Source organism: Modestobacter marinus (genome assembly GCF_011758655.1).
Taxonomy (GTDB): Bacteria; Actinomycetota; Actinomycetes; order Mycobacteriales; family Geodermatophilaceae; genus Modestobacter; species Modestobacter marinus.
The window spans coordinates 2,847,266-2,868,220 of the sequence record NZ_JAAMPA010000001.1 but is presented as its reverse complement, the minus strand read 5'-3'; the positions used below and the strand labels follow the sequence as shown (position 1 = coordinate 2,868,220).

Sequence of the window (20,955 nt, the reverse complement as noted above, 5' to 3'; positions counted from 1 at the left end):
GGGACCGCGCCGCCACTACTTCTTCTTCTTGGCCTTCTTCGCCGTTGCCTTGGCCTTCGCCTTGGTGGCCTCGGCCTTGAACTTCGGTGACCTTGTCGGCCCTAATGTCGGACTTCTTGCTGACTTCGTGACGGTCTTGGCCATGGGAAAGTCCTCGTCTCTCGGCGGCTGAGACAAGTCGAGAGCCTGGCGACGGCGACTGAAGGTCCCGATCTCTCTTCGTCGACCGCCCTCGACGACGACGCCGCCGCCGGCTGAGATCAGCGTGCAAGCTAAGTGCACTGGTCGACTATCAGGTCGCAATGTCCCGCCCACGGGTTCGGTAAGCGATGGGGGGTCCGGGCGGGACGCCTCCGTCAAGAGAACCGTGTGGGTCGCAGCATCACCGATGGCTTCTGGGGGGCGCACCGTCGCTGCGCGGCCGGGAAGTTGCCCGGCCGCGCAGCGGGAGACAAGTGCGATGACCGCTATTGGCGCCCCCGCCTCGGTGCACTCAGTCGAGCGGCTTCGTCATCGACGTCCATTGGGTGCCATCGAACCAACGGAGCACCAGGGGATCCTTCGGGTCGTTGTAGAAGCCGGCTGGGGGTGCGGCAGCGGGCGCTGGCGCGGTCGCCCGCATGTCGCGGACCTCCTCACGGACGTTCGAGTGGTCAGCAGCGTCGATCTGCTTACGCTGGTTCTCGAGCATCATGGCGTTCTGGGCCACCTGTGCGCGGGCGGCGTTGCGCGTCTGCTTTGTGTACTTGGCAACCCTCTCGTCCTTGCTGCGGTAATTGACGATGCCGCCGGTGGTCAGCGACATGGACTTCCGGATCAGGCCCACTGGTGTCTCCTATGGCTCGGTTGCTCCGCTACGTATCGGCAACGACAAGCGCGATCTAAAGCTCGCTTCGGGCTGCAGCGCGCATCCGACCGGAGCAGAGCAGGCGATCCGCCCGGAGCACCTGGTGCAGAGCCTGAGTCAGAGCACCGATACCGCCGCGACCAGGCGCGGCTGACCGGCACCCTCGGTGCGACGTGGTTACGTGCACCTCATGGGGGACGTGCGCGCCGGAATCTATGAGCAGTTGGTGACGAAAGAGTTGGCCGGTCAGCTCTCAGGAGTTGATGAATCACTCGTCCAACTGGCAGCGCTGGACCCAGCTGACGCTCACGGAGCGCTCACCCGGCACGTCGCCGGCGTCGTCAGCCGTGCACTGCGAATTGCCGGCGGCGCCGACCAACCCGGCGTCACGCGGCAAGTTGAACTGGCCAACAGCATCCTCGGCGCCATCGCCACGCTGTCCCCCAGCGCAGTCACTGACGACCATGCCGCCGAGCCAGGCCGATTGATGCTCGCGGTGGCACCCCAGCCGTTGAGGCCGGGGCCGGCAGCCTTCCCGAAGCGCCCCGAGATTCCCTTGTCCACGAGCGCACTGCTCGTCAACGGCCGCGGCCAGCCACGCATCGGCTACGAGGTCGAGCGGGAGCTGGCGTCGGCGGACAGCGTCGACCTGCTCTGCGCGTTCATCACCTGGCACGGCGTCCGCGTGTTGGAGCAGGCTCTGCAGGACCTTCATGAGCGCGGCGTGCGACTGCGGGTCATCACCACCACCTACCTGGGCGCCACCGAACCGCGCGCCGTCGAACGCCTCATCGCCGCCGGTGCCGACGTACGGGTCTCGTACGAGACCCGAACGACGCGGCTGCACGCCAAGGCCTGGCTGTTCCACCGCCAATCCGGCTTCTCCACCGGCTACGTCGGGTCATCCAACCTGTCCCGGGCGGCACTCGTCGACGGGTTGGAGTGGAACGTCCGACTGTCGTCGGTCGAGCAGGCCCACCTGCTGCAGACCTTCGCCGAGACGTTCAACTCCTACTGGCACGACCCGGCTTTTGAGCCCTACGACGCCGAGCGCTTCATCACCGCCATTGCGATCGAGCGGGGTGGGCGCACCGACTCCCCTACGGAGATCACCTCCCTCGACGTCCGACCGTTCGGCTACCAGCAGGAGATTCTCGACGAGCTGGACGCTGAGCGGCTGGTGCACAACCGCTGGCAGAACCTGGTGGTGATGGCGACCGGCACCGGCAAGACGGTGGTGTCCGCGCTGGACTACCGGCGACTGCGCGCTCAGGGGCACGCCGAGACGGTGCTCTTCGTCGCCCACCGCAAGGAAATTCTGACCCAGAGCCGGTCGACGTTCCGCCAGGTGCTACGCCGCGGCGACTTCGGTGAACTGCTCGTTGACGGTGCCAAGCCCGAGCACTGGCAGCACGTCTTCGCCTCCGTCCAGTCGCTGGCCCAGCTGGACCTCGACGAGGTGCGACCGGACCTGTTCGACCTGGTCGTGGTCGACGAGTTCCACCACGCCGAGGCAGCGACCTACCGCCGGCTGCTGGACCACCTGCGACCGAAGGTGCTGGTCGGGCTTACTGCGACGCCGGAGCGGGCGGACGGCCGGGACGTGATCGCCCGCTTCGGCGGCCGGGCGGCGGCGGAGCTGCGGCTATGGGAGGCGCTGGAGCAGGGGCTACTCGCGCCGTTCCAGTACTTCGGCAAGCACGACGACGTCCCGCTAGACACGGTGCGGTGGCGGCGGGGATCGGGCTACGACACCGCTGAGCTGACCAACCTCTACACCGGCAGCGATGCGCGGGTGCGGCTGATCCTGCAAGCCGTGGTCGACACCATCGCCGAGCCGACCCGCATGCGGGCGCTGGGGTTCTGCGTGAGCATCGACCACGCCGTCTTCATGGCTGCGCGGTTCGCCGCCGCTGGAATCCCGAGCCGCGCGGTCACCTCCCGGGACAGCGCCGACGCCCGGGCTGCGGCGCTCACCGCGCTACGGGACGGCGAGGTGAACGTGCTCTTCACCGTCGACCTGTTCAACGAGGGCTTCGACCTGCCGGAGATCGACACGGTGCTCTTCCTCCGCCCGACGGAGAGCGCCACCGTGTTCCTGCAGCAGCTGGGCCGCGGCCTGCGGCTGGCCGAGGGCAAGCCGTGTCTCACGGTGCTGGACTTCATAGGCAGCCAGCACCGGAGCTTTCGCTTCGACCTGCGCTTCCGGGCGCTGACCGGCACCTCGCGCCGTGGTCTGGAGCGGGAGATCGACCTCGGCTTTCCAACACTGCCAGCCGGCTGCTCGATCCAGCTGGACCGGGTCGCGCAGCAGGTGGTGCTGGACAACGTCCGCCAGTCGCTGCGGCTGCCCTGGCCGCAGCTGGCCAGTGAGCTGGCCAGCGCTCCGGACGCCGACCTGCCCACCTTCCTGGCCGAGACTGGTCTGGACGTCGAAGACCTCTACCGCGGGAGCAACCGGAGCTGGCTCGACCTGCAGCGCGCAGCCGGCGTGGCCACTGCCGAACCCGGGCCGAACGACGCCCAGCTACGCGGGGCGTTCGCTCGGATGCTGCACATGGATGACATCGAGCGCCTCAACCGGTTGGACGAGCTGTTGACGCGCGGGACCACCGGCAGCGGCGATCGAGACCAACGACTGGCCGCGATGCTGCACTTCACGCTCTGGGGATCCCGGTCAGCGTTCTCGACGGTTGAGGAGTCGCTGGCCCGACTGCTCGCCGACCGGGCTCGCGCTGACGAACTGGCGCAGTTGGTCGGTGTGCTGCGGGAGCGGATTCACCGGGTGGCTCCCGCGCTGGACGCCGGACCGCTCCCGCTGCACGTGCACGCGCGGTACAGCCGAGAGGAGGCGTTGGCGGCGTTCGGGATGATTGATCTGGCCGGCACCTTCGGGTCAGGCGTGCGCTGGGTGCCGGACGAGCGGGCTGACCTGTTCTTCGTGACGTTGGCCAAGACCGAGGGGCACTTCTCCCCCACCACGATGTACGCCGATTCGGCCATCACCCCGACGCTGTTCCAGTGGGAGTCGCAGAACACGACGACCGACGCGTCACCGGTTGGGCAGCGGTACGTGCACCACCGTGAGCGCGGCAGCTCGGTGCACTTGTTCGTGCGAGAGATCAAGACGGCCGACGGCTCCCTCGGAGTCCCGCCGTACCTCTACGCCGGACCGATGACCTACCAATCGCACACCGGCAACCGACCGATGCGCGTCCTCTGGCGACTCGACCACGCGCTACCCGGCGAGGTCTTCCACGCAGCCAAGGTGGCGTGACCGATCAGGAGGGGCTCCCACGGGAGTCCGCATGGGAGTCCTCTCCTGACGCCCCCTACTCCCGGACGTTCACCGCTTCTGATGCGTTCTCCAGGGCGAGTGCGACGGCCTCGAACTCGGCCAGTGCGGCAGTGAGGTCGTCCACGATCTCCCGGGCGATGACCTCCGGAGCCGGCAGGTTGTCCAGGTCGTCGAGCGAGGCGTCCTTGAGCCAGGTGATGTCCAGGTTTGCCTTGTCCCGGGCGACCAGCTCCTCGTAGCTGAACGACCGGAACCGCTCGCTCTCCACCCGCTCGCCTCGGTGCCCCGCGCGATAGCTGTCGACGAAGTCGTCGAGGTGTTGCCGGCGGAGCGGGTTCTGCTTGAGGGTGAAGTGCTGGTTGGTTCGCAGGTCGTAGACCCACAGCCGCTCGGTCCAGGGGTGGTCGGCGGCCGGCCGCTTGTCGAAGAACAGCACGTTCGCCTTGACGCCTTGGGCGTAGAAGATGCCGGTCGGTAGCCGAAGCAGGGTGTGGAGGTCGTAGTCGCGCAGCAGCTTGCGCCGGATCGTCTCGCCGGCGCCGCCCTCGAAGAGCACGTTGTCGGGCAGGACGACGGCGGCGCGCCCGTTCATGGCCATGATGGTGGCGATGTGCTGCAGGAAGTTGAGCTGCTTGTTCGATGTGGTGACGACGAAGTCCTGCCGCTCGATCTCTCGGTCTTCGCGGGCCTCCCGGCCGTCCGCGCCGACCATGGTGAGCGAGGACTTGCGCCCGAACGGCGGGTTGGACAGGACGACGGAGTAGCGCGCTCCGGGGTCGGCGAGCAGGGCGTCTTTGACCTCGATGAGGCTCTCCCCCACCGAGCGCCCGATGCCGTGCAGCAGCAGGTTCATGGCGGCCAGCCGGGCGGTGCCGTCGACCAACTCGACACCGTGCGCGAAGTCGTCGCGGAGGTGTTCCCGTTCCTCTGGCGTCAAGTCTTCGGCGTGCTGGGCAGCGTGCTCGTGAGCCACGAGGAGGAAGCCCCCGGTGCCGGCGGCCGGGTCGATGACCCGGTCGCGGGCGGTGGGCTGGAGGCAGTCGACCATCGCCTGGATCAGCGGTCGCGGGGTGAAGTACTGGCCGGCACCGGACTTGATGTCTTCCGCGCCCCTGGCCAGCAGCGACTCGTAGGCGTCGCCCTTGATGTCGGTGCCCGACGCCGACCAGTTCTCCTTGTCGATCAGGTCGACGACGAGGCGCTTGAGCTTCGCGGGGTCCTGGATCCGGTTCTGCGCCTTGCGGAAGACGACGCCGAGCACGCCAGGCTGGCGAGCGAGGTCCTGCAGTATGCGCCGGTAGACGTCTTCGAGCTCGTCACCGTCGGCATCCAGCAGCCGCTGCCAGGAGCAGTTCGCCGGCACGATCCTCTCCGGCTTGAGGGGTCGGTTCTCCCGCTCGTGCGCCATTTTGAGGAAGAGCAGGTAGGTGAGCTGCTCGGTGTACTCGATGGTCGAGACACCGTCGTCTCGCAGGACGTTGCAGTAGCTCCACAGCTTGTCGACCAACCGCCGTGCTTCGGTCACCGGCCACCCTCGTCGCTCGTCACGCAGAAGACGTTACGTCGCGTCCAGTAGCCAGGGCTTACTCGGCCGAGCGTGTCGCCCTCCTCAAGCGACTCGCTCGACACGACATCCGTGCGGTCACGCTGGGAGATCGGGGTGGACGAGTTGCAGCGGATGGTCGGCGGCGATCTTGCCGAAGTCGGACAGGTTGCCCGTAGCCACAGGAAGGACTGGATCCACGGCGAGCGCTGAAGCAGCCACCCACAGGTCGTTGGCGCCACCCTGCTGCAGGTGACCGCGGTACTTGACGTGCAGCGGCGCCCACGTCTCCGCCAGAGACCCCGAGTAGGGCAAGACAACGAAGTTCGACCGGATGCTTGTGGCCCACTGCTCGCGGCGCGGCTCACCCCACCGCTTGACGTGCGCGAAGGCCAGGAGTTCGCCGACGTTGACGAACGACAGCACCAGCAGGCGGCCTCGCAGCAGCGCCTTCCAGGGTCGGGCTCTCTCCGGGTCGGTCAGCAACCAGCTCGCCACGTCAGTGTCCACCAGAACGGGTCCGGCAGGAACGTCGCCCAGCTTCATCCGTTGAGCTCGGCCAGCGCCTCGGCGATATCGCGGCGCTCCTGCTCCGTGGCGTCGAACAGCGACTTGTCGAGCCCGGCCGGCGCGACGCCCTGCGCGCTCGCCAGCTCATCGATCGACTGCGGCGCCCAGAAAGCGTCAGCATCGACGGGCAGCGACAGGGGTGTGCTGACGGCCCTCAGCTCAACGCGCCTGGCTGTCTCGGTCACCGGGTCGTACGTCACCTCGCCCGCGAACTCTGCTTGACCACGGAGAGCCTCATGCACGTCGTCGTCGAGCTCTGGGGGGAATGTGACGGTCACCGTCTCGTTCGCCGAGGTCTGCAGCCGCGCGGTGTGGCGGTCGAAGTCAGCTTCGCGGAGCGACCCGACGAGGACGTCGGACTGCTGTGCGATCGTCGGTTGACCGGCCAAGCGACGGAAGTACCCACGTGCTGCCGAGTCGAGCCGGAGCACCTGATCGTTCCGACGGCTGGAGATGACCAGCTCGTCGAATCTCTCACCGATGCCCAGGCCGTCGCCCAGGTCGGCGAGCGCCCGGGCGATCCCAGCATCGACCTGCTCGGATGACTGCCCGGCTGATGCCACGAGACGGTCGAACGCCGCACCAGCAAGATCGTCCAGTTCAAGGTCGAGAGCACCGCTGTCATCCGGCGCCAGCACCGGAAGGGACAGGACAGCCACCACGCTGCCTGGCTCCACCTGCTGAAACACCAACCGGGAGGCGGCCTCGACGGCTGACCGATGCCGACCGGTGCCGGTGCGGCGCGGCTGACGCAGGGCGGCGTACGACGCGGCGGCGACCGCCGACTCCATCCCGAGAAGCAGGCGGGCGACGTCGCTTGCCCGGATCGAGCCGAGCTCAGCTCCATCTCCGCGCAGCGTCACGCGGATCTCCTCACCGGCCATGCGGCAAATCTGCCACAGGCCAGAGACAATTAGCACTCGAAGCAGCGACACCCTGATCACCGTCTCGTCACAAGGATTCGGAGAAGTCCTCGTCCAGCCGGTGCAGGGTCACCGTCGTCTCCGCCTGAACGCCGACACCATGCCGGAGCATCAGCTAGCCACGCGCCGTCGATCAACTCGATCCGTGCGTTGACCCGGTCCGCCTCGGCGCGGGCGCCGGCCGAAAGCTGCCGGTGGTGCTGAAGACGCCGCGGTCACCCTGTGCACCCATCAGCGCACGAGACCCTGGATGGCCGGGCGCTGCACCGACTGGTCAGGTGCGTAGCGCTTCGCCTTGAGGAGATGCGGTCGAGCCCCAGCGGATCTCGGCTGATGATGCCGTCGATGCCAGCGTCACCAGTAGGCCTGAATGCTCGACCGTGCCGGACCGGCCGTAGCCCATCTGCTCCAGCAGCCGGACGCCAAGCCGCTCGATCTGTCGGCGACAGCGCAAGCGCTCGCTTCAAAAAGTCTCCTTCGACCACTGCCCGGTTCCCGGTCACGGCTTGGGCGAGGAGGTCGTGCGGCGAGGCCGATTCTGCATCCGGCTCCGAGCTCAGCGGCGTCTCTCCCGCGGAGTCCGGGACGTTGCTCCGCGAGCGGAAGTCGCGGTATGACTCGAACTGCATGAGCACCCCAATGTCGACTCGCTCCGGGTGCCCCGCCAGCACGTCGCGTCCCGCGACCGTGTTGGTCACCTGCCCGCACGCCGACCGGTCGAAAGGCCAGCCTAGGAAAAGTGCCTCATTGACCAGCCGACACGAATGTCCATCCAGCCCTGCCGACTGCTGGGCAGCAATGCAGTCCACTCTTCGTCAGTCAACTCAAAGCGATCGCTCATCGCAGCGATAAGGTCGCGCCCCCCGATGTGCTCCCCGTCCCGGACGGCTTCGAGTAGCGGCCGCATTGGCGACTGTACGTCGGGGATCATGCGTTCGCCTCGGCCAGCTCCTCGGCCCGGTTCAGGTCGCTCGACCGCCCGGTCAACCGACCCGAGAAAGCCGCGTCGAGCAGTGCGCGTCTGAGGCCGACACCTCGCCGCGTCGCCGCGAGCAATCCTGAGGAAAGCCGCTGCCGACTCGCCTTCAGTTCCTCCAGTTCGCGGACGATACGGGCCTGCTCATCCATCGAAGGGATCGGCACGCTAAGCCGGACGTACTCCGATGCCTTTATGTTTCGAATGTTTGTCGAAGCCGTCTGCATCGTCTGGGTTCCCCCACGCAAGTGCAACGACTGCAAGTAAACATGCAGGTACTCAGGAAGCACTCGATCGACGTTCGGTCGCATGAGCTGCATAAAGTTGGAACAAATGGCCGAGCCGTCCAACTCGCCCACGAGACCAACTCGACCCACCGGCGTGTTTGGCCCTCCGCCCGACTTCTCAAGCAAGAGGTCACCTGCCCGAAGCTCACGCCTATCCAGCTGCCGCTTTGAGATGGAACGCAGAACGGCGGTCGATGGATCAAGACTCCCGTTCCGACTCATCTCGGTCACCCGAAGGACACGCACGTCACACTCGTCCTCCCCGGGCGCAGACCCCCAGACACCGCCTACAGACAAGTCAAGAAGGTCTATAAGGGGGGCCATGCAGCGCTCAGTACTCGAGAAGAGCAGCCGCGTCACAGCGCTCAACCACAACCGATCGGCTCGCCGAGCAGCCAGCTCCAAACCGTCGCTAGCCGCGTCAAGGCTAAAGAGGTGGTCGTCCAGCAGCTCTACGATGCGCCGCTGCTCCTTCAATGGTGGAATGCCAACCGTCAAGGTTTCGAGCTTCTTGCGGGCGATGCGCTTGCGCGTCGTTCCAGACTGATGCTCCACCACCTTCCCATGAAAGCTTGGGGCGTTGATTGCCCACATGACGAACTGTGGGTCAAATTCGTCGCGACCGATCCTGAGCACAGTCACGTCGACCGCGGTGACCGCGTCATACGGCAGATCTGGGTATATGCACGCCCGGCCAATGGGATCCGGCATCCGGGCGATCATGATGTCGCCGAAAGCGAGAAGGGTTCCCCGAACGGCGGCCACCTGGTCCGTGCGCATCCATCGATTTGACCGATCACGGAAAACCCCGACGCCCACATCGGCAAGCTGCGTCAGCCGCACGTCGCCCGCGGGATCTTGATCTTTGGATTCAACCCAGTCTCCGTCGCGGATGAATCCGCCGGCCGCTACTTCAGATAGCGACATCGCTCGCCAGCCAACGGGCAACTCGGTCACGCGGTGAGCTCGCGGTTGAGGTCAGCGAGGTAGACCGCTGCGCGATCGCCGAGGTCGCGAAGCAATCCGTCCACTCCTCCGTGCTCGGTGAAGGGCACGTTGTCCAGGTCGTCCTCCGTGATCCCGGCCGACGCGGCGATCACGTCGGCCATCCGGTCCAGCCACCAGCGCTGCCGCGCGGTGAACTCGGCGCCGGACTGCTCCTGTTGGGTTAGCCACGCCTCGTAGCGCTCGGCCACCTTCGCGGCAAACGGCTCCAGCCGATCGTCCGCACCCAGGGTGAAGCGTACGAGCGACACCAGGTCGGTCACCGTGTGCCGGTCGGAGTGGCTCACCAGGTCGAGCTCGACCGCCTCGTAGGCGCGCCAGATCAAATCCGGCGTCCAGTTGTACGGCGGCCGCTTGATCCGCTCGGCCAGCTCCCGCAGCTCGGCGAACGTGACCTGCTGGTCCGCGCGCCGTGAGTACAGCAGCTCCAGGGCGGTGATTTCGCTGCGATGGTCGTCGAGGTACTGCCGCCACGAGGTCACCACCGACCTCGCCCGCTCGGTGTCGACGACACCGCCCGCGTCGAGCAGCACGTCAACGCTCACCTCGTCGATCAGCTGATCGTGCCGGCGGCGCAGCTCCTTGATCCGCTCCCGCAGCAGCGGCCGGGCGGCCAGCTCTCGCACTGCGTCGTCCAGCAGCCCCTGCACCGCGGCCTCCGGGTCGCTCGGCCGGGCCGCGACCGCCTTGGCCTGCTCGTCGGGGTCGACCGCGGCGACCAGCGCCTGCACCACCGAGCGCATCGACCCGCCGGCCAGTTCGTCGAGCTCGCCCCGCTCGGCCGGTGTCAGGTCCAGCTCCAACTTGGCCAGTCGCGAAGCCAGGCTCGACGTCTCGTCCTCGGTCAGCGTGAGCGCAGCCGCCTTGTCCAGCAGCCGTTCCAGCGATACCGAGCGCTTGCGCTCCAGCGGCGTCGCGTCGACGTGGTCGTGCTCGGTCACCCCGACCGCGTCCACGAGCACGAATCGGTGCTTGCTCGTCGCGTCCGGCGTCACGAGCTGGAAATCGGTCGGTGAGATGGTGCGCGAGCCGCGCCCCTTCATCTGCTCGAAGTAGGCGGCCGACCGCACGTCACGCAGGAAGAACACGCACTCAAGCGGCCGGACGTCGGTGCCGGTGGCGATCATGTCGACGGTGACGGCCACCCGCAGCGTCGGCGACGTCCGGAACTTCTTCAGGTCGCCCTTCGGGTCGCGACCGTTGTAGGTGATCTTCGCGGCGAAGTCGTTACCCGCGCCGAACACCTCGCGGATCGTCGTTACGACCTCTTCGGCGTGGTTGTCGTCCTTGCAGAAGATCAGCGTCTTCGGCACCGTCGACCGGCCCGGGAAGATCTCGGTGAACAACCGGTCGCGGAAAGTCTCCAGGACCAGCCGGATCTGGCTCTTCGACGTCACTGCTCGGTCGAGTTGGGGGGACGTGTAGGCGACGTCGTCGTCCAGCGCCTCGTACCGCTGCACCCGGGTGCGCCGGTCGACCTTCGGCACGATCGTGCCCGCCTCGATGGTCGAACCGCTCTCGGAGATCTGCGTGCGGATCCGGTAGACGTCGAAGTCGACGTTGACGTTGTCGGCGACCGACTGGGCGTAGGTGTACTCCGACACGAGGTTCTGCTGGAAGAACCCGAACGTCTGCTTCACCGGTGTGGCGGTGAGCCCGACGATGTGCGCGTCGAAGTACTCCAGCACCCGACGCCACACCCCGTAGATCGACCGGTGCGCCTCGTCCACGATGACCAGGTCGAACGACTCGGGTGGCAGCTCGGGGTTGTAGACGACGTCGACCGGGGCGTCCGGGGTGAAGCCGTCCAGCCCGGGATCGTCCTGGTCGGGAACAGCCTCTCCGCGCAGCGCCGCGTAGACGCGCTGGATCGTGGAGATGACCACCGAGGACGACGACACCATGCCCGCCCCGGTGAGCATGTCGACGTTGTACATCTCGGTGAGCCGGCGCCCGTCGTCCGGCGTTGCGTAGTTCTGGAACTCGGCGAGGGTCTGGGTGCCCAGGTTGTTGCGGTCGACCAGGAAGAGGATGCGGCGGAAGCCGCCGTGCTTGAGCAGCCGGTAGCAGCTCGTCACGGCGGTGTAGGTCTTCCCTGCGCCGGTGGCCATCTGCACCAGCGACCGGCTGTAGCGCTGCTCGGCCAGCGAACGCTCGATGCCCTGGACCGCGGTGATCTGCGCGGGCCGCAGCCCTTCGATGATCAGGTCGGGCATGGTGCGCACCCGGCCGCGCCAGGTGGCGGTGGCCGCGTCGTCCTCCGCGTTGCGCACGGTGCGGGCGAGTGTCTCCGGCCGCGGGAATGAGAAGAGCGCCCGCGCCCGCGGCACCGGGTCGTACCCGTTGGTGATGTGCAACTCCGAGCCGGACGCCTCGAAGACGAACGGCAGCCGGTCATCCAGCGTCAGGGCCTTGAGCCGCACTGCGGCCGGCAGGCCAGCTGCGTAGCGAGCCGACTGCCACTCGACGCCGGAGAGCGTCGTCCCCTCCGGCTTTGCCTCGATGACGCCGATCACCCGCTGGTCGACGTAGAGCACGTAGTCGGCCCGGCCGTGGCCCGGCGCCATGATGACCTCGCGGACTGCAACGCCCTGGCCGGCGAACAGGTTGAGCTCCGTTCGGCTCTGCACCGACCAGCCTGCAGCGGTGAGCTGCCGGTCGATGAGCACGCGCGCTCGTTGCTCAGCGGTCAGCTGCGGCTCTTCCCCCGTGTCAGTCATCGCCGCGTGACACTAAGTGCTCCCCCGTTCCGAGACCAGCAACGCCGCCCCATCGGAAGGGCGCTACAGCGAATCAGTCGGTCAGTGCGAAGGCCTCGACGAGCTGCTCCAGGGTGAAGCGGTTGCGCAGTTTGCACGCGCTGTTCTGGTTGGCGAACATGCCTTTCACCCAGACTGCGTCATCCCGCGAGCGGGTTGCCGTCCACTCGACGGGGACGACGAACTCGCGGTGGTCCTCACCGCTGGGCAACGGCTGGTGCTGGTAGCCAGCCGCCAGCTGCTGGTCCGACAGCAGTAGCTGTTCGCCATCCACGGTCACCACCGCGGCCTCGAACGGCTGAGCCTCTCCGGTAACCGTGCCGACGCCGACATAGCCGCCGGCTCCCCCAGGGATGTAGGCGAACACCCGACCGCCGACGGGGAGCTTGCGCAGCGTCCGGGAGAACCACTCGCCGCCGCCTGCGGAGACGAAGCCGTACCGGCGGGCGTCCTCCCAGTTTCGGTTGCCGCTCTCCTCGCCGAAGCTGACGTACCAGTCCTGCTCGTTCCAGGGCTCCTTCGATCCGCCCGCGCCGCCACCGCCCTTACGCGCGGGCGTCCTGGTCTCATCGATCAACCAGGTCCGCGCCAGATAGGCACGCTCGCCGTCACCGAAGTACCGGAAGAAGACGACGTTGATCGGCACGTCGAAGTCCGCCAGGTAGGCAATGATCCGCTCGGTCGCCGGGTCGACGTCACCGGCTACGACCGTGAGTCGATGTGCCCCGTTGATCTCGTCGGGGGTGACACCGCCGAAGACCGTTGCCCACTCTTGCTCGAACACCGCGCCCGGCCGGTAGGCCGCGAAGATGTCCAGCACCTGCTCGTGCGTGAGCGTCCGTACCCACGAGCCGTAGTCGAGGAGCTGGGCGACGACCTCACGCGGCGTCCGGTCGCGCTTGAGCTCGAGGACGTGCAGGGCACCCTCGTCGTCGACCGCGAGCAGGTCGATGAACTTCCCGAAGTCCGTGGGCACCTGCCGGCCGATGAGCAGCAGCGGGGTGCCGAGGATGCGTGGATCCACCTCGATCATGGCTTCCAGCTGGGCTTCGAGCGGTACACCGCTCGCCGTCAGCTTGACCGGCTTGTCGCCGTCGACCCGCCAGAGCCCTACTTCGAGTGGCACGTGCTACGTCCTCCAGCTCGGTGCAGTCGTGACGATCGCCGATTCCCGACGGGGCGGTCAGTACCCGCCCGGCAGCGTCGGGTTGCTCCCCCACCCACCGAGCGGCAGACCCGCGGCCACCGGGCCCGAGGTGAGCGGCAGCGGGGGTCGGGTCGGGTCGAACGCGGTGTGCTCCCACTTCCAGCTCGTGATCCGCGGGCCGACCCAGAACAGGTAGATGCCCAGGGTAATGACGCTGAGCAGCAGCCATTTGATCCAGTTGCCGAAGAGGCCGATCGCCGAACCGGTGAACACCAGCGGGTAGCCGTCGATGTACGAGTGCTTCGCCCGCCACCGTTCACGCAGCACCAGCGCGAACGGGTAACAGATGCCCAATGTCAGCACGGTGATGAGAAAGGCGAGGATCGCCGTCCCCACGTAGGTTGCCGCCCCACCGTCGAACGTGAACCGCCCTGATCGCGCCATGTCCTGCCCCCCGTTGCTCGTGCTCAACGAGCGGCACGGTACTGGCGACCGAGCACTCTGCTCGGAAGGTTTGACGTTTCTCTCGCGTGGGTCGCACTGATGGCGAGGATTCCGGCCCCCCGGCCGCACGGCGGGCCCTCTGCGCGCCGCCAGCCGCGGCAAGTCGACTGCGGCGTTCCAGAATCACTCTGGCGAGGCCGCATTCGACGAGGCCGCCGCCTTGGACATCGGGCAGGACCGGGACGACGACTTGGTCACCAACCCGCGCACCCCGAACGACGTGATCGTGGTGGTCGCTGGCGCCGCCAACGCCGACATCTCCACCGTCGTCCAGACGCTCGGCTTCCCGACCAGCACGATCGACACCGCCGTCGTCCGTCGCTGACGGACAGCCTGGCTACTGCGGCAGCCGGCGGGCCATGCCGTCGAGGAGCAGGTCGACGCCCGCGTGCAGCTGCGCCTCGTCGAAGGTGAGCGGCGGGGCGTCGGCGATGCGGCGCAGCAGCGGCAGCTCGGCGTCCCGGTCCTCGAGCGCACGGTGCAGCTCCGCCGGCTGGGGGTGCCCCGACGGCCGCCGGGCCAGCAACCGCTCCCGCGCGGTCGCCCCGGCCAGGGTGGCGAGCGTGGCAAGGAACCGAGCCGCTGCCTCCTGGTCGAAGCCCGCCGCAAGCATGATCCGCAGCGTGTGCTCGACCGGTTCCAGCAGCGCGACGTCGGTCGAGGTCAGCCGCACGTAGACCCCGAACCCCTCCGAGGCGAGCACCGCGTCGTACATCGAGACGGCGAGCAGGCGGCAGGCGTCGGGCCAGTCCGCGCCCGGTGGGATGACGACCGGGGCCAGCCGCGCGGCGAACGCGTCCAGCGCGACCAGCTCCCGCAGGGTGTTCAGGTCGCTGACGTGGTGGTGCACCGCCGCCCGGTCCACCCCGAGCCGGTCGGCGACCGCCTTGACCGTCACCTTCTCCGGCTCCAGCGTGCGCGCCGCCGCCACGATCCGGGCCGCGGTCAGACCGGCCCGGTTGCCGCGACCACGGCGGGCCGGGAGGGGCTTCGGTTCGGGCGCGGCCATGCCTTACCGTACGTGCGGACCGTTCGAAATCACTACCGTGAATAGCGGCGAAGGGAACCGGACATGACCAGCACAGGTCGGCCACTCACCGCGAACAGCACCGTCGGCGCCTGGCTGGACCACCCGGCCGGCGGCGAGCTGATCCGCGGCCTGCTGCAGCAGGCCGGCGTCGGCGCCGAAGCCCTCGCGCCGGTGCGCGACCTGCCGCTCCAGCAGCTGGTGTCGATGAGCCAGGGCCAGATGCCCCAGTCGGTGATCGACGACCTCGTGCTGCAGGTCAACGGCGGCGTCCTCCCCACCGAGTCCGACGAGCCCGGGGGCTGGGTCGAGCGGATCACCCCGGGCCGGTTCGCCGGCAAGACGGTGATCGTCACCGGTGCCGCCTCCGGCATCGGCCGGGCGACCGCGGCGCGCATCGCCGGTGAGGGCGGCCGGGTGATCGCCGTCGACATCAACGCCGACCGGCTTCAGGAATTGGTCGACTCGCTGCCCGATGCAAAGGTCGTGCCGGTCGTCGGCGACATCACCCAGCAGGCCGACATCGACGCGATCGTCGCCGCGGCGGGCGACCGCATCGACGGCCTGGCCAACGTGGCCGGCATCAACGACGACTTCTCCCCGCTGCACGAGACCACCGACGCGATGTGGGACCGCGTCATCGGCATCAACCTCACCGGCGGGTTCAAGCTCTCCCGCGCGGTGCTGCCGGCGATGCTGGCCCGGGAGTCCGGCGCCATCGTCAACGTCACCTCCGAGGCCGGCCTGCGCGGCAACGCCTCGGGCAACGCCTACACCGTCTCCAAGCACGGGGTGATCGGGCTGACCCGCAGCGCGGCGTTCATGTACGGCCCGCAGGGCATCCGGGTCAACGCCGTCGCCCCGGGCGGCGTGGCCACCGGCATCCCGATGGCGGCGCACCCCTCGGAGGCGGGCTCGGCCCGGCTGGGGCCGTTCCAGCGGCAGATCCCGTCGATCGCCACCCCGGAGAAGCTGGCCGCGTCGATCACGTTCCTGCTCAGCGACGACTCGGTCAACATCAACGGTGCCGTCCTGCCCTCCGACGGCGGCTGGTCGGTGCAGTAACCGTGGACATCGAGCAGGTCGACCCCGCGCTGCGGCAGGTGACGCAGAAGCTCCCCGTCCCGGACGCGTCCAAGAAGTTGGTCCGCACCGCCATCCGGCTGGCCACCCGGGTCATGCCGGTGCGCACGACCGACGGCGTCACCGTCTCCACCGTGAAGACCGACGCCCGGCCGGTCCGGGTCTACCGCCCCGACACCTGGCTGGACGACGGCGGTCTGCTGTGGATCCACGGGGGCGGCCTGCTCTTCGGCGACGCCCGCCAGGACGAGGCGCTGTGCGCGGCGACGGCCCGCGAGCTGGGCATCACCGTCGTGTCGGCGAACTACCGGTTCGCCCCGGAGCACCCCTTCCCCGCCGCGCACGACGACGTCCGCGCCGCCTGGCGGTGGATGCAGGAGCACGCCGCCGAGCTGGGCGTCGCCCCCGCCCGGGTCGTCGTGGGCGGGGAGAGCGCCGGCGGTGGGCTCGCCGCGTCCCTGGTCCAGCGGCTGCGCGACGAGGACGGCGTCCAGCCGCTGGGGCAGTGGCTGTTCGCGCCGATGATCGACGACCGCACCGCCGCCGACACCTCGCTCGACGCGATCGACCACTGGGTGTGGAACAACCGCAGCAACCGGCTCGGCTGGAGCGGCTACCTGGGCGGCCCGCCCGGCGGCCTCGACGTGTCGCCGTACGCGGCGGCCGCCCGGCAGCCGGACCTCGCCGGGCTGCCGCCGGCGTACCTCGCCGTCGGTGACATCGAGCTGTTCCTCGCCGAGGACCGCGTCTACGCCGAGCGCCTCGAGGCCGCCGGGGTGCCGACCACCCTCGACGTCGTCCCCGGCGCCCCGCACGGCTTCGAGAACTGGGCCCGGGACAGCGAACCGGCCACCGCGCTCCTGGCCCGGGCCCGCGCGTGGCTGGCCGCCACCCTCGGCGCCCGGGACGAGGTCGGCTGATGAACCGCCCGGGGACGGCGGTCCGCCGCGCGCTGGCCGACGGCCTCGCGCGGCTCGTGCAGAAGGCGCCGGGAGCGGCGCGCATCGATCCGGACATCGCCTTCGCCGAGATCCCGGGGAGGACGCAGGAGCTCACCATCCCGACCCGGCACGGCGAGCTCCGCGCCACCGCGTACCTGCCGGACGGCGGATCGGCCGGGCACGGGGTGTACGTGAACCTGCACGGCGGCGGGTTCGTGCTGCGCCACCCCGAGCAGGACGACCCGCTGTGCCGGTACCTGGCCGCGGAGGCCGGCGTCACCGTGCTCAACGTCGACTACGTCCCGGCGCCGCAGTCGCGCTTTCCTGGCCCGGTCGAACAGGCCTACGACCTCACCGTCTGGGCCGCCTCCCCGGAGCGTCCGTGGCACGGGAGCCGGCTGGCCGTCGGCGGGCAGTCCGCCGGCGGGGCGCTGGCCGCCGGCGCGGCCCGGCTGGCGCTGGAGCAGGGCGCCGACCACATCGCCCTTCAGGTGCTGCTCTACCCGCCGCTGGACCTGACGGTGCCCGCCAGGAGCAAGGCCGCCGAGGGCAAGGAGACCTTCCTGGTCCGGATGGGGCCGGTCTTCGACACGGTGTACTGCCCTGACGTGGCGCGGCGTGCCGACCGGCTGATCTCCCCCGCAGCGGCCACCGACACCGCCGACCTCACCGGCATCGCACCCGCGGTCGTGGTCACCGCGGAGAAGGACATCCTGCGGGAGGAGGGCGTGCGCTACGCCGAGCGGCTGGCCGGTGCCGGTGCGCTCGTCGAACACCTCGACCTCCCCGGCGTCGGGCACGGCTTCAACATCCTGAACGCACCCCGGGACGTCGTCCTCGCCGCCTACGAGGGCATTGCCCGGCACACCACGCGCGCGCTCTCCTAACGCAGAGCCGGTCCGGCCTCGCCGCGCGCTGCCTCCCGCCAGCGCTGCCGGGCATCCCGGACGAACGGGTACAGCGGGTGGGCGGCGTTGTCGGCCTGGTTGAGCGGCGGCTCCAGCTCGGCGATCACCTGCGCCTCCACCGTCCACGGCTGCGGGTGCTCCGCCCAGGTCAGCGCGAGCGCCTCCCCCATCCACGCCGAGAGCCGCAGTTCGTCGGCGTTGACCAGCACCGGCCGCGTCGTCCACCGGCTGCGCCAGCCCTGCTGCTCGCTGAGCAGCGCGGCCAGCGACCGCCGGAGCGTCGACGAGCCGGTCGTCCCGCGGATGTGGTCGCCCACCACCCGGCTGCGCAGCGTCGCCCGCGACGTCGCCCCGTTCGGCGCGATACCCACGTACAGCAGCTGCAGGTCAGCCGCCGGGTGCCGCGGCCCGGAGATCCCCGGCAGCGCACCGAACCGACCCCACCACGCGTAGAGCCCCGGCGCCGCCGGCACCTGGTCCGAAGCCCGGTCCAGGGTCAACGGCTCCGAGCAAAGGGCCGCGGCGAGGTCGTCCATGTCGCCAGTCAACGGCACGAGCTCAACTGGCCTCGCCGCCGCGAGCCAGCTTCAGATCGACCAGCCGCAATTCACCGCGGCGCATCGACCACGCCATCCGCTGCGGTGGACTCCCAGGCCGCCTGATCGCCAGCGCGCTCCCACTCGTCCCAAGCCGCGGCGTAGCCGCGGTCGAGGTCGGCCTGACGGAGGAGGCGGACCGCGTGCTGGATGACCGCCGAGCGCCCGCGCAGACCGGAGGTACGGGCGTACTCGTCGATGAGCGCGACGTCGTCGTCGGGCAGGTCGACCGTCAGCTCCACACTCGAATGCTGCCGCCGATAGCGAGCCGGAAGCAAGGAGTGCCCTCGCCGCTCACGCCAGCAGCCCGGCCAGAACGGGCGTGCACGCGCGGACGCGGGCCGGCAGCTCCCGCACGTCCGCCCGCGCGCTCACCACCACCCCGGCGACCAGCTCGCCCGCCGACCGGACCGGGGCCACCACACACCCGACCCCGTCGTGCAGCTCGCCGGTCTGCGCCGCCCAACCCACCGCGCGGACCTCGGCCAGGCAGGCGTCCAGCTGGTCGGGCCGGGTCACCGTCGCGGGAGTGAACCGGGTCAGCCGCGAGGGCGGCAGGAGGTCGCGCCACTCCGGCTGCTCGGCCAGCAGCAGCCGGCCCGCCGCCGTGGCGTGCAGGTGCCGCTCCACCAGCGCCGGGTCGTGCAACGGCAGGTCCTGGTCCATGTTGGCCAGCCGCAGCGTCGTCGCCGTGTACAGCACCAGGTGCACCCCGGCCCGTACCTCGCGCCGGAGCTCCGCCAGCACCTCGCGGGCCGCCGTCGGCACCCGCACCGGCGCGATCGCCCCGGCCAGTCCGGCCACCTTCCGGCCCAGCGCGAACCCGCGCAGGTCCGGCAGCCGCACCAGGTACTCCTCCCCCACCAGCAGGTTCAGCAGCCGGTAGGCCGTGGCCGGCGGCAGCTCCAGCGCCGACGCCACCTCCTTCGCCGTCACCCCCGCCCCCAGCCGCGCCACGCACTCCAGCACCGCCAGGGCGCTCTGCACCGCCTTCGGCTGGCGGCCGCTCAACCCCTCGGCCATCAGGCCGCCAGCGACCCGGGCAGCACGCTGGCCACCGTCGGCTCGTCGTACACCCCCACCCGGCTCAGCCGCCGCGGCCGCCGGAACCGCAGCCACAGCGCCCACCCCACCCCGGGCAGCAGCGACCCCAGGTAGACCACCGACATCGTCCGGCCGCCCTGCCACGACTCCCCACCCAGCGCCACCAGCAGCACGAGCAGCCACAACCCCGCCGCGCCCAGCCCGACGGCCACCGGCCAGACGGTCAGTTCACCGATCCGGCGCAGGAACGCCGGTGCCGCCACGCACACCAGCACATACGCCAGCACGTAGCCGAACGCCGACACGGTGATCGTGCCGGTGAGCACCGACCGCCCGCCCGCCCCGGCCATCAGCGCGACGAACGGCACCGCGACCACGAGCGGCAGGCTCAGCAGCAGCGCCACGAACGGCGTCCCCAGTCGGGAGTGGGTCCGGCCGAGAGAAGCCGGCAGCACCCCCTCCCGGCCCATCGAGAACAGCACCCGGGCCAGCGCGTTCACCGACCCGGTCACGCAGGCGAAGAACGACGCCGCGATCCCGGCGTCCAGCAGCCGCACCAGCCCGCCGATGTCCGCCGCCAGCGACGACACCGGCACCGGCCCGGTCAGCACCTCCAGCGGCGCCCGGCGCAGCAGCACCACCTGCGCCACCGCCCCGATCAGTAACAGCGCCCCGGCCACCGCCGGCGTCCACAGCACCGCCCGCGGCACCGCCAGCAGCGGCCGCTGCGCCTCCACCCCCAGCACCCCGGCGCTCTCGAACCCCATGAACGCCGTCACCCCGAGGACGACGCCGATCGCGATCCCGCCCCAGCGGACCTCACCGTCCACCAGTGGCGCCGCCGTCCCGGGGTCGCCGTCCAGTCGCAGCAGCAGCACGGCCAGCACCACCAGGGCGACCGCGATCGACACCACCTCCAGGGCCAGCGCCAGCCGCGCCGACAGCTGGATCCCGCGCACCGTGCACCACCCGGCCAGCCCGCCCACCAGCAGCACGAGCAGGGCGACCGCCGACGAGGGCAGCCCCAGCAGGGCGGCCAGGTACAGCCCGCACCCCACCAGCGCCGACATCGCCACCGCCGCGTAACCGATCGCCAGCGACCACCCGCCCACCACCGCCGGCAGCGGCCCCAGGCCCTGCGCGGTGTAGGTGTACAGCCCGCCGACCGCGGCCAGTCGCTGCGCGAACAGCGACACGCACCAGCCGACCAGCAGCACCAGCACCGTGGCGGCGGCCAGCACCGGCAGGGTGGCCCGGCCTGCGTCCACCAGCACGATCGCCGGCACCGTCACCATCGCCGCCGAGGGCGCGAGCGCCGAGACCGACTGGGCCAGCACCTCGGGGAACGACAGCCGCCGCCGGTGCAGCCCGGCGACGGGTGAGACGTGGGCGAGTCGGGTCACGCGGGCGCCTCCAGGTCAGGACGCCGGAGCGTAGGCAGCCGCCCGTTGCGCCTGTGTTACCGGCGGGATCCACGCTGGGGTCGCCGAACGAGAA

21 protein-coding genes are annotated in these 20,955 nt (G+C 69.8%); 6 read left to right on the top strand and 15 right to left on the bottom strand.

Features of this window, described 5'->3' with window-relative positions; translation table 11 throughout:
- Positions 1-15 precede the first annotated feature (15 nt).
- Together FB380_RS25495 and FB380_RS13560 are read right to left on the bottom strand one after the other, a co-directional pair.
- The gene (locus FB380_RS25495; protein WP_268237770.1) at positions 16-144 is read right to left on the bottom strand and encodes a hypothetical protein; all 129 of its coding nucleotides are present in this window, start codon (positions 142-144) and stop codon (positions 16-18) included.
- A 349-nt stretch (positions 145-493) separates the two neighbouring features.
- Positions 494-805 (bottom strand): DUF2510 domain-containing protein, encoded by a 312-nt coding sequence (locus FB380_RS13560; protein WP_166755485.1) that lies wholly within the window; start codon positions 803-805, stop codon positions 494-496.
- On the opposite strand from FB380_RS13560, the gene FB380_RS13555 reads away from it, so the two are divergent.
- Together FB380_RS13555 and FB380_RS13550 are read left to right on the top strand one after the other, a co-directional pair.
- On the top strand, positions 792-1,001 hold the full coding sequence (locus tag FB380_RS13555; protein WP_166755484.1) for a hypothetical protein: 210 nt from the start codon (positions 792-794) through the stop codon (positions 999-1,001). The genes FB380_RS13560 and FB380_RS13555 overlap by 14 nt on opposite strands.
- A 36-nt stretch (positions 1,002-1,037) precedes the next feature.
- A complete protein-coding gene (locus FB380_RS13550; protein WP_166755483.1) occupies positions 1,038-4,124 on the top strand; it encodes a DEAD/DEAH box helicase in 3,087 nt (1,028 codons plus the stop codon).
- A gap of 55 nt (positions 4,125-4,179) precedes the next feature.
- Here FB380_RS13550 and FB380_RS13545 read toward each other — a convergent pair whose 3' ends face one another.
- The 8 genes from FB380_RS13545 to FB380_RS13505 all read right to left on the bottom strand — a co-directional run bounded on the left by FB380_RS13545 (position 4,180) and on the right by FB380_RS13505 (position 13,826).
- A complete protein-coding gene (locus FB380_RS13545; protein ID WP_166755482.1) occupies positions 4,180-5,670 on the bottom strand; it encodes a class I SAM-dependent DNA methyltransferase in 1,491 nt (496 codons plus the stop codon).
- Positions 5,671-5,787: 117 nt separating this feature from the next.
- Positions 5,788-6,234 carry a PIN domain-containing protein gene (locus tag FB380_RS13540; protein WP_166755481.1) on the bottom strand — a complete coding sequence of 149 codons (447 nt, stop codon included), beginning with the start codon at positions 6,232-6,234 and terminating at the stop codon, positions 5,788-5,790.
- On the bottom strand, positions 6,231-7,142 hold the full coding sequence (locus FB380_RS13535) for a hypothetical protein (protein WP_166755480.1): 912 nt from the start codon (positions 7,140-7,142) through the stop codon (positions 6,231-6,233). Before FB380_RS13535 ends, FB380_RS13540 begins: the two co-directional genes overlap by 4 nt.
- Positions 7,143-7,911: 769 nt before the next feature.
- Positions 7,912-8,088, bottom strand: coding sequence for a winged helix-turn-helix domain-containing protein (locus FB380_RS26235; protein ID WP_424991932.1), 177 nt, complete (start codon positions 8,086-8,088; stop codon positions 7,912-7,914).
- Between the two features lie 20 nt (positions 8,089-8,108).
- Positions 8,109-9,401, bottom strand: coding sequence for a restriction endonuclease subunit S (locus FB380_RS13525; RefSeq protein WP_166755479.1), 1,293 nt, complete (start codon positions 9,399-9,401; stop codon positions 8,109-8,111).
- The gene (locus FB380_RS13515; RefSeq protein WP_188959668.1) at positions 9,398-12,169 is read right to left on the bottom strand and encodes a type I restriction endonuclease subunit R; all 2,772 of its coding nucleotides are present in this window, start codon (positions 12,167-12,169) and stop codon (positions 9,398-9,400) included. Before FB380_RS13515 ends, FB380_RS13525 begins: the two co-directional genes overlap by 4 nt.
- Positions 12,170-12,242: 73 nt before the next feature.
- Positions 12,243-13,334, bottom strand: coding sequence for an endonuclease NucS domain-containing protein (locus FB380_RS13510; RefSeq protein WP_166755478.1), 1,092 nt, complete (start codon positions 13,332-13,334; stop codon positions 12,243-12,245).
- Between the two features lie 57 nt (positions 13,335-13,391).
- Positions 13,392-13,826 (bottom strand): DUF898 family protein, encoded by a 435-nt coding sequence (locus FB380_RS13505; protein WP_229682249.1) that lies wholly within the window; start codon positions 13,824-13,826, stop codon positions 13,392-13,394.
- 193 nt (positions 13,827-14,019) lie between these two features.
- Here FB380_RS13505 and FB380_RS13500 point away from each other — a divergent pair, with 193 nt between their 5' ends.
- Complete coding sequence (locus FB380_RS13500; RefSeq protein WP_166755477.1) at positions 14,020-14,184, top strand: hypothetical protein; 165 nt, start codon at positions 14,020-14,022, stop codon at positions 14,182-14,184.
- A gap of 12 nt (positions 14,185-14,196) precedes the next feature.
- Here FB380_RS13500 and FB380_RS13495 read toward each other — a convergent pair whose 3' ends face one another.
- Positions 14,197-14,868, bottom strand: coding sequence for a TetR/AcrR family transcriptional regulator C-terminal domain-containing protein (locus tag FB380_RS13495; RefSeq protein ID WP_166755476.1), 672 nt, complete (start codon positions 14,866-14,868; stop codon positions 14,197-14,199).
- 63 nt (positions 14,869-14,931) lie between these two features.
- Between FB380_RS13495 and FB380_RS13490 the strand changes: the two genes are divergently transcribed.
- Genes FB380_RS13490 through FB380_RS13480 form a run of 3 tightly spaced genes read left to right on the top strand, consistent with a single transcriptional unit; the run spans position 14,932 to position 17,797 of the window.
- Complete coding sequence (locus FB380_RS13490; protein ID WP_166755475.1) at positions 14,932-15,951, top strand: SDR family NAD(P)-dependent oxidoreductase; 1,020 nt, start codon at positions 14,932-14,934, stop codon at positions 15,949-15,951.
- A gap of 2 nt (positions 15,952-15,953) precedes the next feature.
- Complete coding sequence (locus FB380_RS13485) at positions 15,954-16,889, top strand: alpha/beta hydrolase (RefSeq protein ID WP_166755474.1); 936 nt, start codon at positions 15,954-15,956, stop codon at positions 16,887-16,889.
- Positions 16,889-17,797: an alpha/beta hydrolase gene (locus FB380_RS13480; protein ID WP_208382845.1), complete on the top strand. Its 909-nt coding sequence runs from the start codon at positions 16,889-16,891 to the stop codon at positions 17,795-17,797. The genes FB380_RS13485 and FB380_RS13480 overlap by 1 nt, the downstream gene beginning before the upstream one ends.
- Here FB380_RS13480 and FB380_RS13475 read toward each other — a convergent pair.
- The 4 genes from FB380_RS13475 to FB380_RS13460 form a co-directional block, all read right to left on the bottom strand.
- Positions 17,794-18,354, bottom strand: coding sequence for a GIY-YIG nuclease family protein (locus tag FB380_RS13475; RefSeq protein ID WP_166755473.1), 561 nt, complete (start codon positions 18,352-18,354; stop codon positions 17,794-17,796). The genes FB380_RS13480 and FB380_RS13475 overlap by 4 nt on opposite strands.
- A gap of 71 nt (positions 18,355-18,425) precedes the next feature.
- Positions 18,426-18,656: a ribbon-helix-helix domain-containing protein gene (locus FB380_RS13470; RefSeq protein ID WP_166755472.1), complete on the bottom strand. Its 231-nt coding sequence runs from the start codon at positions 18,654-18,656 to the stop codon at positions 18,426-18,428.
- A gap of 52 nt (positions 18,657-18,708) precedes the next feature.
- On the bottom strand, positions 18,709-19,437 hold the full coding sequence (locus tag FB380_RS13465; RefSeq protein ID WP_166755471.1) for an IclR family transcriptional regulator: 729 nt from the start codon (positions 19,435-19,437) through the stop codon (positions 18,709-18,711).
- The gene (locus tag FB380_RS13460; protein ID WP_208382843.1) at positions 19,437-20,861 is read right to left on the bottom strand and encodes an APC family permease; all 1,425 of its coding nucleotides are present in this window, start codon (positions 20,859-20,861) and stop codon (positions 19,437-19,439) included. Before FB380_RS13460 ends, FB380_RS13465 begins: the two co-directional genes overlap by 1 nt.
- Between the last annotated feature and the right edge of the window lie 94 nt (positions 20,862-20,955).

Coding starts and splice junctions, on each gene's coding strand:
- FB380_RS25495 (WP_268237770.1), bottom strand. CDS start 144: ATGGCCAAGACCGTCACGAAGTCAGCAAGAAGTCCGACATTAGGGCCG.
- FB380_RS13560 (WP_166755485.1), bottom strand. CDS start 805: ATGTCGCTGACCACCGGCGGCATCGTCAATTACCGCAGCAAGGACGAG.
- FB380_RS13550 (WP_166755483.1), top strand. CDS start 1,038: ATGGGGGACGTGCGCGCCGGAATCTATGAGCAGTTGGTGACGAAAGAG.
- FB380_RS13540 (WP_166755481.1), bottom strand. CDS start 6,234: ATGAAGCTGGGCGACGTTCCTGCCGGACCCGTTCTGGTGGACACTGAC.
- FB380_RS13535 (WP_166755480.1), bottom strand. CDS start 7,142: ATGGCCGGTGAGGAGATCCGCGTGACGCTGCGCGGAGATGGAGCTGAG.
- FB380_RS26235 (WP_424991932.1), bottom strand. CDS start 8,088: ATGCGGCCGCTACTCGAAGCCGTCCGGGACGGGGAGCACATCGGGGGG.
- FB380_RS13515 (WP_188959668.1), bottom strand. CDS start 12,169: ATGACTGACACGGGGGAAGAGCCGCAGCTGACCGCTGAGCAACGAGCG.
- FB380_RS13495 (WP_166755476.1), bottom strand. CDS start 14,868: ATGGCCGCGCCCGAACCGAAGCCCCTCCCGGCCCGCCGTGGTCGCGGC.
- FB380_RS13490 (WP_166755475.1), top strand. CDS start 14,932: ATGACCAGCACAGGTCGGCCACTCACCGCGAACAGCACCGTCGGCGCC.
- FB380_RS13480 (WP_208382845.1), top strand. CDS start 16,889: ATGAACCGCCCGGGGACGGCGGTCCGCCGCGCGCTGGCCGACGGCCTC.
- FB380_RS13475 (WP_166755473.1), bottom strand. CDS start 18,354: ATGGACGACCTCGCCGCGGCCCTTTGCTCGGAGCCGTTGACCCTGGAC.
- FB380_RS13465 (WP_166755471.1), bottom strand. CDS start 19,437: ATGGCCGAGGGGTTGAGCGGCCGCCAGCCGAAGGCGGTGCAGAGCGCC.